Source organism: Flavobacterium sp. SORGH_AS_0622 (genome assembly GCF_030818825.1).
Taxonomy (GTDB): Bacteria; Bacteroidota; Bacteroidia; order Flavobacteriales; family Flavobacteriaceae; genus Flavobacterium.
Window position 1 is genome coordinate 2930741 of sequence record NZ_JAUTAX010000001.1, and the last position, 12347, is coordinate 2943087.

A 12347-nucleotide genomic window follows, 5' to 3' on the forward strand; every position below is an offset into this window, starting at 1 on the left:
ACCTTACAACCTTACAACCTTACAACCTTAGAACCTTAGAACCTTAGAACCTCAGAACCTCAGAACCTTAAAAAAAAAAAAGCCTATCTCTTTCGAAACAGGCTTTTGAAAAAAAATAAAAAATAAACTAACACACAAACTTAATTGTATCCTTGGTTTTGTTTGAATTGTTTAGTCACATCTATTGTTGACTGCGGAATTGGAAATATTCTTCTAAATGGTTCTGAAGCTGGTTTTGCAGTTCCTGCCAAATCAAATTTTCCAAAACGGATCATTTGTGGTCTTCTTTGCAATTCCCAGTACAATTCAAATCCAATTTCTTTATATAAAATAGTTTGATCTATTGATGTTAATGGTTTTCCAGTTACACCTCCGTATAAAGATTCTCTTTTTCTGCTTGTACGCAATTTATTAAGATCATCCATTGCCAATCCTGTGCTTCCTTTTCTAAAATAAGCTTCGGCTCTCATAATGTAGATTCCTCCTAAACGAAATAATGGAATATCAACATTACTATTTCCGTTTCCTCCTTCAGGATCAAATTCGTATTTGAAAATACGAGCCCCTTGATTGATTTCGTTTTGAGCAAATACAGATTGTGCAGGATTTTTAAAAGTCAAAGAAGGTGTAAAATCCATTCTTGTTGTGGTACTTTTTTCCATATATAATGGAGAAACTTTGATACGGTTTCCTGTCATTTCCAACGATCCTGAAGCTAGCAATATTGGTCCGTATTGTGGTCCGTATTGAATACCTCTGTTAAAGTGGAACCAAGGTAAATTAGCACTTTTTGGTACGATATCAGTTGCTGGAACACTTACATCTGTACCATCGTTCATAAACCATGTACCATCGCCATATTGGTATTTTTGCTGAAATCTCGGATCATCGTGGTTTCCATCCCATGTTGCAAAAAACTCTGGAGTTGTGCAAGCCGCATTTGTTCCTCTGTTTGCTGCAGAAGTTCTTTGGTTACGTTCCATACATACATAAGCAAAACTGTTTGAACCGTTACGGATGTAATCTATTTTTTGAGAAATCGCAAAAATAAGCTCTTTCCCATTTTCATTATCTCTTGCAAAGTTTTTGAAATAATCGCTTTCTAAACTGTATTTTCCAGAATTGATCAATAATGAAGTATAGTAAATTACACGATCCATATCTGTTCCTGTACCAGTTGCTGCAGCTTCATTAAAATTAAAATTTGAAGCTGTATTGTAACGATCTTTAAAAACAGCACGATTCAAATACATTGTACTTAACAAACCATAAGCAGCTTCTTTTGTAAATCTTCCGTGATGTGTTCGCTGCTCTCCCATACTTGCCAAATCTGGAATTAAAGCCTCAACATCGGCAATTAAAATATCGATTTGTGTATCAGCTTTTAAAATCTGTAAAGGCGCATTCGGATTCATTGGATCTCTGTATGGCGCTTGTCCGTACAAATCTAATGTTGTATATAAATAATACGCTAAAAGTCCTTTAGCTTCTGCTAAAAACAATTTTTTCTCTGAAATTGAACTTTCTTCAATTGACTGAATTGCTGTTAAAGAACGAGTAATTCCATTAGTAAGTTTGTTCCAGTTATCAACCACAATTGCATTATCAGACTTCCATGTAAATTCATGCATGTCTCTCCATTTTCCGCCATCTCCCCAGTCACTTCCTCTAGTTGGCAAAATTGCCTCGTCTGTAGTGTATTCTTGCAGCGAAAAAATTCCACCGTGATCTACAAAAGTTCCGTCTCCCAATCGGTCATAAGCAGCAGCAAGTGCCCCTGCAGGGTTTGAAGCATCTTCTCCTAAAACCTCATCTAGAACAACTTCGTCAAGATTTGTACAGCTTGCAAAAAGCCAGATAAAAGAAAAGAATGCTAATGTTTTAATATTAAAAATAGTATTTGTCTTCATAATAAATTATAGTTTTAAAGTTGCTCCAAAACTGAATGTTCTTGAAGTTGGATACCTTGCGTAATCGATACCAATAGATTGGTTTCCTCCGTTTGATTTTGGGCTGTTGATTAACGGATCGTAACCTGTATAATTTGTAATCGTAATTAAGTTTTGACCTGTTACATATAGTGTTAAGCCGTTGATCCAGTTCAATCCTTTTAAGTCAAAATTGTATCCAATACGAGCGGTATTCAATCTAATGAAATCAGACTTTTCTAAGAAAAGCGTTGACAAAATTGGTGAGTTTGTAGGGTTCGCGCCTGACTCGTAATATCCTGTTGCTACGTTACGATCTGATGCTAAGTTGTTTATATTTAAAGCATTCAAACCTGTATTATTTAATAAATAACCTCCAGTTTGTCCGATGATAGAAAATGAGAATGTAAAGTTTTTATATCTCATATCACTGTTTAATCCGTAATAGAAAGTTGGAAGCGCACCTTCAATAATAATTCTGTCGCTGTTATCAATTTTACCGTCTCCGTTTTGATCTTTAAAAATATTAGCTCCATTAGCATCAAAACCAGTATGTTCTAACAAGTAGAAAGATCCTGCTGCGTAACCGCTTTTATAGATATTTGCATTTACACCAGATTGTCCAGGTCCTGAAATTGTTCCTGTTAAGATTTCTGAAACTGGCAGATCTTGAATTTTATTATTCAACGTCGCACCGTTCATGTCAACATTCCAAGTAAAATCTTTAGTATTTACTATCTTAGAACCTAACATAATTTCAAAACCTTTATTAATGATTTTACCGTCAATATTAGTCCAGATTGTAGTTGTTGGGCTTAAAGCTTGTGAAGGAACATTCAAAATTGCATCTGTAGTGGTTTTGTTGAAGTAATCTAATGTTCCGTAAAATTTATCATTCCATAAATTGAAATCTAAACCTAAGTTATATTGCGTTACAACTTCCCATTTTAAATCAGGATTTGGTGTTCTGTTAACTGAAACTCCATTAACTAAATTCAAGTCATCGTATAAATAATATCCGTCAGCTCCAGATAAAGAATAACTCGCCTGTGTAATTTTATTTTCAACTTCTTGATTTCCTGTTTGTCCCCAGCTTGCTCTTAGTTTTAAATTGTTTAATGATGTCGAATCTTTGAAGAAACTTTCATTAGCAATATTCCAGCCTAAGGCAAAAGATGGAAAATAACCGTATTTATTATTTTTACCAAAACGAGTAGATCCATCTCCTCTCATAGAAGCTGTTAAAAGATATCTGTTGTCGAAACTATAGTTTAATCTTCCAAAATAAGACTGTAATTCGTTTTCCTGAGCATAACCAGTCGTTCCAGATTGTGTGCCTTTAAAGCCAGGATTAATTGAAGGAGGTACACCTTCACCTTGATTCGAAATTCCGTCAATACTGAAAGCTGTTCCAGATCTTTCAAATTTTTGATATGAAAATCCACCTAAAGCTTCAATTTTATGTTTATCTAAATTTAGATTATAAGTTAAGTAATGCTCAACCAAAGAGTTTTTAGAATCTAAATTATTCTGAACATATTTTCCTTTTGGATTCAAATCTGTTAAGTTTGGAAAAATAGTAGTATTTCTCTCTGACATCGAACGGTCGATACCAAGGTTTAATTTATATTCTAATCCGTCAATGATTCTTAAAGAAGTTTCAAAATTTCCTAAAACTCTCAAAGTACGCGTTTGATCGGTATAAATACTTAATAAATACGCCGGATTGTAGTGCGCATTCATATTAAAGTTGGTATAATTTCCATTTGCATCAAAAACTGATCTCGTTGGATTTGCCATTAATGTGTGAACCAGCAATTGTCCATTAGAACCTCCGTCATCACTTGTAGGAACTCCATCGTCTTTAGTTTCGCTGGCAGTAAGATTAAATTTTAATTTTAAACGTTTTTTATCCAAAAACGACTCAGCAGCATTAATTCTTCCTGTCAGACGTTTAAAATCACTGTTTCTAATAATACCTTCTTGATCCAATTGCGATACAGATGCATAGTAATTTCCAGACTCTGTTTGTTTAGAAAATGCAAGCGAATTACTTTTTGTAACAGCTTGTCTAAAAATAACATCCTGCCAGTCTGTATTACCTCCGTGATCAAAAGCTTTGTCTTTAATAGCATTTCTGTATTCATCAGCACTCAAAACATCTAATTTGTTGGCTACAGTAGAAATTCCTAAAGACGAATCAAAAGTTAAAGTTCCATCTCCTTTTGCTCCTTTTTTAGTCGTTACTAAAACAACTCCATTAGATCCTCTTGCTCCGTAGATTGCAGATGCAGATGCATCTTTTAGAACTGTAATAGATTCGATATCGCTATTATTTAAAAAGTTTAATGGATTTTTAGCTTGAGAACTACCAAAACCAACATTCGTTCCAGATGGGCTCACATCATCATTAGACAATGGAATTCCGTCAACAACAAACAAAGGCGTACTTCCACTTCTAATAGATCCAACACCTCTAATTGTTACATTTACTCCAGCTCCTGGCTCACCGCTTGTACTAACCACACGAACACCAGCAACTTTTCCTTGAATTAAATTATCTGGAGAAATGCTTACACCCTGCTTAAAGTTTGAAGCTTCCAATTGTGTAACTGCTCCAGTAACGTCTTTTTTAGATTGCTTACCGTACCCTACAATTAAAACCTCATTTAATTCTGCAGTAGTTGGTTCTAACTGAATAGTCATAAAACCAGTTTGTGCTGTAACCGTTTTGGTTTTGTAACCAACGTAAGACACATCTATAGTTTTTCCTTCTCCAACAGAAAGTTCAAATACTCCGTCAAAATCAGTTACAGTAGAGTTAGAAGTACTTGTTTCGATTACAGTTGCACCTGGAATTGGCACTTTGTTCTCGTCTACGATTTTTCCTTTAACTTTAATTCTATCAACTGCTTTTGTATTTACGGTTTTTGGCGCAGTTTTTTTCTGTATTAAAACTAATTTTCCGTTAATGTTGTAATTAAAATTGGCTTTTTTAGAAAGATCATTCAAAATTTCTGTAATAGATTCTCCGCTGAGATTTACCGCATACGCAGTATTATCTGCTATTACAGCTTGCCCGTAACTGAATTTATAATCAGTCTGCTGCGTTAATTTTGAAAAAATAGAAACAAGAGTCGCTTTTTCTATTTTATTTTTTACATTTGGCTTTTCTAATAAATTTGTTCTACTGTAACCGCTTTGAAAAGCCAGTAAAGCCAGAACTAAAAAGACAAAACTCTTTAGATTTAAATAAGAAGGTTTAAAATACATGATTTAAGTAATTGTTTTTACGATGCTTAATTTATTAATGGCAGTTGTTCCCGCAACTGCTTTTTTTGTTTTTAATCCACTTTTACTATTTCGCCATAAACTTTGAATTTTAGGTTTGTGATATAATTTATTTGTTCCAAAACATTTTCTAATGTTGCGTCCTTCTTGATGAATACCGTTAACGGCGTTGCTAATACGTGTTCATTATTGTACTGAAATGAAACTCCGTATTTATATTGTAAAATTGTAATAACTTGTTTTAGCGTAGTTTGATCAAGTGTTACATCTTCATTGTACCAATTGACTAAAAAGGCTTTATCTGCCGAATGTTTGATTAGTTTTTCCGATTCAAATAAAGCTTCTTCATTCGGAACCAAATCGACACTTTGCCCTTTACCAGAAACATTTACTTTTCCGGTTACGACAATAACCTTACAATTCAATTTCGATAATTGAATATGGAATGAAGTCCCGACAACTCTGGTTTTTATTTCCCCAGAGTAAATAATAAAAGGATGTTGTTTGTCTTTAGCAATTTCAAAAAAGGCATTTCCTTTTAATAAAGAAACCGTTCTTTGGCCGCCTTCAAATTTTTCAGGATACTGAAATGATGAGTTTGCTGCCAGATAAATTTTCGAACCGTCACTTAATTGGATAGACTGGGGAATCGATGACGTTTTAAATGTGATTTGTTTTTGGTCTAAAACATTTGGTCTAAATAAAAATCCTAAACCAACTAGAAAAAGAATGCTGGCAGCAGCTATATATTTTAAATAAGGATTGAAGGTTTTCTTCTTTCCTATTCTAAGTTGAATTCCGTCATAAATATTTTGAGAAGCGTCTTCTGGATTTCCCATTAAACCATTATCCCATTTTGAATTTTGATATTCATTAAAAGCAAAATCATTTAACAGATTTTCTTCAGCTGCTGAAGTTTTGCTTCTTGAACTTTTATCAAGCAGGTATTCTAAACTATGTTTGATTCTTTTTATCATAAATACTTATTGTTATGAATAAGTACCAGAATCTCGAAATCGTACTATCGCCAAATATTATGAAAACATCAAGCGAAAGTTATTTTAAAATTTTTGATTAAAAATAATAAATGGAGCCAGCCAAGCTAGATCTTTCAAGCCTTCACGAAGTTGTTTTACGGCAGATGAAATTTGGTTTTTTACCGTTTGTTTAGAAATTCCAAGTTCCTCTGCAATCTGATCGATTGTCATATCCTGAAACTTATACATCAATAAAACTTCTTTTCTTTTCTCAGGAAGTTTATCTAATAAAGAATAAAGCAGATCCATAACTTCTGGATCTATAGACGAAAAATTGTCTATAATGTAGTCTTCAAATTTTTCTTCTAAAATAGTCTTGTCAAACCGATTGTTTTGGTAATGCTTAAAAACCTGATTCTTTACGGCACGAAATAAAAAAGGTTCGATTGCATTAATGTTCAACTCTTCTTTGCGCTCCCATAAATCGACAAAAACATCTTGAACAATGTTCTGTGCCAAGTCTTTGTCCTGAGTCATCGTATAGGAAAACGCATTGAGTTTTTTCCAGTATTCGTTATACGTTTTTTCAAAAATTTCAGGATTATTCATAAGGCAATTACAGACTGATTCATATCGTAAAATAATAAAATCAAAAGCCAATGTTTTTTGCGTCAAGGTTATCTTTAAATTAAGAAATGAAAACTTTTGATGTATAAATACTACTTTTTTAGGGACGAAGTACTAATGATTTTGCGATTTCTTTTTCTTTAACTAACAAACAAATCAAAGACTACCTTTAACTTAGTCTTTTTCAAAAATGTAATTTTCTTTTGATGCGTCCCAATCAAATAGTATCAATTCCATTTTAGAATCATGAAACAAATTTTGTTCACTTTATTTCTTGCCGGTGCTGTAAATTACAGCGTTCAGGCCCAAAACGAAAATCTTAAAATTAATCAGCTTCAAGTCATTGGTTCGCATAACAGCTATCGTCATGCTATTGAACCTGATTTATACAATCTCATTCAGGCGAAAGACACTTCGCGTTCCTTAAAAGGTTTACAATACACTCATATTAGTATTACAGATCAATTAAACAAAGGTTTACGCAATCTTGAAATTGATATTTTTGCTGACGCTAAAGGCGGAAAATATACACATCCGAAAGGTTTGGACGTTGTTAAATCTGAAGAAACCTACGATCCAAAAGGATTAATGAAAAAACCTGGCTTTAAAGTTTTCCATATGCCGGATATCGATTTTAGAACTTCTTGCTATACTTTCGAAATCTGTCTTCAGGAACTAAAAAAATGGTCTGATGCCAATCCGGGTCACGTTCCTGTATTTATCACTTTGGAGCCAAAAGACGGCGATGCCAATTTCTTCGGAACCAAACCAGAAGATTTTACTGCAGCTGTTTTTGATGAAATGGATAAAGTAATCAGAAAAGAATTAGGAAAAGACAAACTGATTACGCCAGATATGGTTCGAGGAAAATACAAGACGCTTGAAGAAGCAGTTCTGCACAATAACTGGCCGACATTAAAAGAAGCAAAAGGAAGATTTTTATTCATCTTAGATAATAACGGCGCAAAAAGAGATTTGTACGCATTGAATCATCCGTCCCTTAAAGGACGCGCCGTTTTCATTAACGCCGAGCCTGGAAAACCAGAAGCTGCAACTTTATTTAGAAATAATTCTGAAGATCCAGAAATTGCCAATTTAGTACAAAAAGGTTATTTAATAAGAACTCGCGCCGATTCTGATACCAAAGAAGCACGTGCCAACGATTATTCTCATTTTGAAGCTGCAAAAAAATCAGGCGCACAAATCATCACAACCGATTATTATCTTCCAAGTACTTTTTTCAATTCTCCGTATCAAATTAAATATGATGATGGAAGTTATGTGAGAAATAATCCTGTGACTGGAAAATAGTTTTTTTATTTTAGGTTTCAAGTTATTGCTGGAGCGAGAAACTTGAAACTTGAAACAATAATAATTTTAACCGCAAAGAGCGCAAAGTTCTTTTTAAGATTACGTTATAAACGCGAAGTTCGCAAAGCTTTGCGAACTTATTTATTTTATAAACTTCTCTCAAAATCTTTGTGGTCTTTGCGAAAAACCTTAGCGGTCTTTGCGGTTAAAAAAACTCAAAAGTTAAAAACAATTATGAATTCAAGATATACATTTTTACATATACTGTTCTTTGTTGTTTTCTTCAACAATACTGCATCAGCACAAAAAGTAAAAAACCTCAACGGAACACAAATAGCTTTTCTGTCTGATGTGCATTTACAAGATTTATTTGGCAGTTTTTCAGATTCCGATTATAAAGGAGTTTTGAATCCGAAAACAGGACAGTCTGTTTTGGTGCGAACTATGTCGTCTCAGCTTCATTCTACTAGAATTTTCAACGAAAATTATTTTGCATTTATAGCAGCATTAGATGATATCGCACAACGAAAAATCAAATATGTTGCACTTCCGGGAGATTATACAGATGATGGCCAGCCGATTCATGTTCGCGGATTAGCCAAAATATTAGAACAATATACCCAAAAATACGGAATAGAATTCTTCATCACCACAGGAAATCATGATCCAGTCGGACCGTTTGCGCAAGAATCTGGAAAAGAAGATTTCTTAGGAAAAGAAGGCAAAAGTCAGCCCATTTTTAGCAAAGAAGGCCTTTATAAGCCAAATTTAAACACCGAACAGCCAGTAGTTGTTACCGCCGATATTGCTAAAATGGGTTATTTAGGAATCACCGAACAGCTTCAGGATTTTGGTTTTCATTCAAATAAAAAATACAAATTCTGGGCAACGCCTTTTTCTAATTATACTAGTAAAAATTACTCGTTTGAAAAAGCAGCGGAAAGTGCTAAACTGGCAAACCGTGTGTATGAGGTAGCTCCAGGTTACGAAGTTCCAGATGTTAGTTATGTTGTAGAACCTATTGACGGACTTTGGCTAATGGCCATTGACGGAAATGTTTATATACCTAAAAAAAATGTTTCTTCCGAAAAAGATTCTAAAAATTACAACGAAGCCAGTACGGGTTATAACAATGTGCTTTCCAATAAAAAACATCTAATAAAATGGGTTGAAACTATTTCGGCTGAAGCCAAGAAACAAAGGAAAACTTTAATAGCTTTCAGTCATTTCCCAATGATTGATTTTAATGATGACGCTTCTGCGGAAATAAAAGAGTTGCTTGGTCCAAACAAATGGCAGTTAAATCGTGTTCCAGTTGAAGAAGTAGCTCAGGTTTTTGCAGATGCAGGGCTTAAAATTCATTTTGGAGGCCATATGCACATCAACGATACGGGAGTTCGGACTTCTGCAAAAGGAAATACTCTGGTTAATATTCAGACACCATCGCTTGCCGCATATATTCCCGCTTATAAATTATTGACTTTCAAGAAAAATGACACTGTAGATATTCAGACTATCAGTATTGATAATGTTCCGAGATACAACGAACTTTTTGATTTATATGAAATGGAATATAAGTTTTTGAAAAGCCAGAATATCCAAGACATTTGGAATATTGATATTATAAAAACAAAAAACTATCATGATTTTACCGATTTTCATTTAAAAGAATTAGTTCGTCTTCGATTCTTAAAAGACGATTGGCCTTCTGCATTCAAAGATTTCATATTGAATGTTTCCGCAAAAGATTTATTGAATTTGGCTAATATGCAATCTGATCAAGATTTTGATTTCATTCTTAAAAATAAAGAACAGTTTCAAAAACAATGGAATGAAGCTGAAACTAAATCAGAAAAAATCTTAACTCAGAATAATCTCAAAAAAGAAAACTTCAATTGGACAGGTTATGATCTTTTAGTAGATTTTTATCGTTTCAGAAGTGCCGATGAATTGGCTCTAGTAGATGTTGGAATTCAAAGAGCAAAAGAATACAAAGTCTTATCCAATTTATTTTTAGAAGGTTCTAAAGCTGATCTTTCAAAAGACACTCCACTACAAAAACAAATGAAATTATTCCTGATCATCTTCAATAAATTTATGCATGAAGTTCCAGCAGATCATTTTACAGTTGACTTGAAAAATGGCGAAATTAAGAGTGTGAAGTAATTTATTGTAAGAGACGTTTTTTTTACCGCAAAGAACGCAAAGGTTACACAAAGTTCACAAAGGATTTTGAGTATAATTTTATAAATTAAAGTTCGCAAAGCATTATAGGATTAGCTTTGCGAACTTTTCATTTTATAAATTTAGCTTAAAAAAAAACTTAGCGTTCTTTGCGGTTAAAACAAAAAAAGGCCGTCACAAAAAATGACAGCCTTTTCATCACATTAAAACCTAAAATTTAATGTATCTAAAACCATTATGGCAAATGGGTTAGTATTATTTTTTAATAAAACGTCTTACCGTTTTGATTCCATTTTTCTCTACCGAAATTAGATAAATTCCTGTTTTTAAAGTCGAAACATCAATGCTGTTATTGTTTACGGTTTGAGAAAAAACAGTTGCACCACCTTCTGTATTGATGACATTTACATTTCCGCCAGAAACCTCTGTGCTGAAGAAAAGCTGGCTTTCAGTCGGATTCGGATAAATCTCCAAATTTGCAATTGATTGTTCTAAGTTTATAGGAGCAGATTTTGCCGTTGAACCCGATTTTGTAATTCTAAACCAGTTTATATTAAACCCTGTGTTTTGAACATATATCCCGAAATTATACGTTCCAGCATTTACATTTACGGTTTGAGTAATTGTCTGCCAGTTTTGCCATCCTCCTGTATTTGGCACATTTATAGCACCAAGCTGAATAGTTCCTGCATTTAAATCAGCGGATAACCTTCCGCCTGTAACAGCACTTGAAACACGATATTCTATTTGATAAGAACCAGAAGTTGGGAAATTAATATTATAATAAGCCATCCAATCACCTGTATCGCAATACCCTACATTTAATCCACCACCTGTATCGGTTGTTTCTTCGGTTTGAACACCACTCATTGTATTGTAATTTTCGGCTTGAATTAAAGTTCCTGTTGCAGGAGGATTGCTTCCTGTAATTACCTGATTAATTGCTGTCAGTAAAGATTTTGAGCCTGTTGCATCCTGAGACAATTCCCAAATCATAACTCCCCCCGCGTTCTGAATTGCAAAAGTTGTTTTTTGTTTGATTGTTGGAATTCCGTTGTAATAAATGGTGTTTCCTACCTGATCTAGATTTTCAGCCCCTGGATATTGTGCTACTATATTAGCATAAGAAATTCCTTGATTGGCAGAAGCACCAAAACCATAGCCATAAAACGGAAGTCCGATGATGGCTTTACTTGCAGGCAATCCTCTTCCTGTCCAATAATTAAACTGATTTACTGCCATGCTGTAAGGCGAATGTTGTCCCGGATTGTTTGGTGCCCAAGGCCCTGTTGCATCATAAGCCATAATATTAATCCAGTCGTAAGCTGCAAAAGTAGATGAAGGTACATTGGCACCACCATATCCTTCTGAAAGCGCCGCCGAAATCAATTTGCCATTGGCATGCAGTTTATTGGCAAGAGCAATAACAAATCCGCCGTAATCTCCATTAATTGCTGGGCCTTCCAAATCAACGTCTACACCATCAAAATTGTGAGCCACCACATAATCATAGATTTTTTGAATAAAAGCCGTTCTGTTGGCTGGCGTAATCAAATTGAAGTAATTATCGCGAATAGGGCCTCCTTCTGAAACTGAACCTCCTCCAAGCGAAACAAACACTTTTACATTTTGGGCATGTGCCGCATTTATTATGGCATTACTTCCTGAATTAAAACTCAAATATCCGTTGGCATCAGGATTTTCAAAAGCAATATTGATATGCGTTAATTTACTGTATTGGACAGTGCTTGAAAAAGCATTCAAATCAATCCAGTTCGGAATATAAGCAATGACTTTTTTCTGGGCTGCTACTAAATTAAAAGCGCCCAAGACTAAAATAATCATGCATTTCTGCAGCATTCTTTTGTAATTGTTTTTCATAATAATTGTTTTAATAGATTAATAAACTCGTAAACATGGGACGGTTATTTGAGTTGCATTTTTTTATTTTTAGATTTCAGACTTTAGATTTTAGATTTGATTTGAAATCTAATTTCGTAGAACTAACACTACCTAATTTATTATCTAA

At 34.0% G+C, this 12347-nt stretch carries 7 protein-coding genes; 2 read left to right on the forward strand and 5 right to left on the reverse strand.

Features of this window, described 5'->3' with window-relative positions:
• Positions 1-140 precede the first annotated feature (140 nt).
• From QE431_RS12575 to QE431_RS12590, 4 genes are all read right to left on the reverse strand, one after another.
• Positions 141-1910 carry a RagB/SusD family nutrient uptake outer membrane protein gene (locus QE431_RS12575; protein WP_307296346.1) on the reverse strand — a complete coding sequence of 590 codons (1770 nt, stop codon included), beginning with the start codon at positions 1908-1910 and terminating at the stop codon, positions 141-143.
• A 6-nt stretch (positions 1911-1916) separates the two neighbouring features.
• Positions 1917-5201, reverse strand: a complete 3285-nt coding sequence (locus QE431_RS12580; RefSeq protein WP_307296348.1) for a TonB-dependent receptor — start codon at positions 5199-5201, stop codon at positions 1917-1919.
• 71 nt (positions 5202-5272) lie between these two features.
• Complete coding sequence (locus QE431_RS12585) at positions 5273-6196, reverse strand: FecR family protein (protein WP_307296352.1); 924 nt, start codon at positions 6194-6196, stop codon at positions 5273-5275.
• A gap of 84 nt (positions 6197-6280) precedes the next feature.
• Entirely contained in the window at positions 6281-6805 is a 525-nt protein-coding gene (locus QE431_RS12590) for an RNA polymerase sigma-70 factor (RefSeq protein ID WP_057116135.1), read from the reverse strand.
• 264 nt (positions 6806-7069) lie between these two features.
• Here QE431_RS12590 and QE431_RS12595 point away from each other — a divergent pair, with 264 nt between their 5' ends.
• Positions 7070-8134 carry a phosphatidylinositol-specific phospholipase C1-like protein gene (locus tag QE431_RS12595; protein WP_307296357.1) on the forward strand — a complete coding sequence of 355 codons (1065 nt, stop codon included), beginning with the start codon at positions 7070-7072 and terminating at the stop codon, positions 8132-8134.
• 234 nt (positions 8135-8368) lie between these two features.
• Positions 8369-10300, forward strand: coding sequence for a metallophosphoesterase (locus QE431_RS12600; protein WP_307296359.1), 1932 nt, complete (start codon positions 8369-8371; stop codon positions 10298-10300).
• A 273-nt stretch (positions 10301-10573) separates the two neighbouring features.
• Here QE431_RS12600 and QE431_RS12605 read toward each other — a convergent pair whose 3' ends face one another.
• A complete protein-coding gene (locus QE431_RS12605; RefSeq protein ID WP_307296361.1) occupies positions 10574-12199 on the reverse strand; it encodes a glycosyl hydrolase family 18 protein in 1626 nt (541 codons plus the stop codon).
• Between the last annotated feature and the right edge of the window lie 148 nt (positions 12200-12347).

Excerpts from the sequence above, each read along its gene's own strand:
- QE431_RS12585 (WP_307296352.1), bottom strand. The coding sequence starts at position 6,196 with ATGATAAAAAGAATCAAACATAGTTTAGAATACCTGCTTGATAAAAGT.
- QE431_RS12575 (WP_307296346.1), bottom strand. The coding sequence starts at position 1,910 with ATGAAGACAAATACTATTTTTAATATTAAAACATTAGCATTCTTTTCT.
- QE431_RS12600 (WP_307296359.1), top strand. The coding sequence starts at position 8,369 with ATGAATTCAAGATATACATTTTTACATATACTGTTCTTTGTTGTTTTC.
- QE431_RS12580 (WP_307296348.1), bottom strand. The coding sequence starts at position 5,201 with ATGTATTTTAAACCTTCTTATTTAAATCTAAAGAGTTTTGTCTTTTTA.
- QE431_RS12595 (WP_307296357.1), top strand. The coding sequence starts at position 7,070 with ATGAAACAAATTTTGTTCACTTTATTTCTTGCCGGTGCTGTAAATTAC.
- QE431_RS12590 (WP_057116135.1), bottom strand. The coding sequence starts at position 6,805 with ATGAATAATCCTGAAATTTTTGAAAAAACGTATAACGAATACTGGAAA.
- QE431_RS12605 (WP_307296361.1), bottom strand. The coding sequence starts at position 12,199 with ATGAAAAACAATTACAAAAGAATGCTGCAGAAATGCATGATTATTTTA.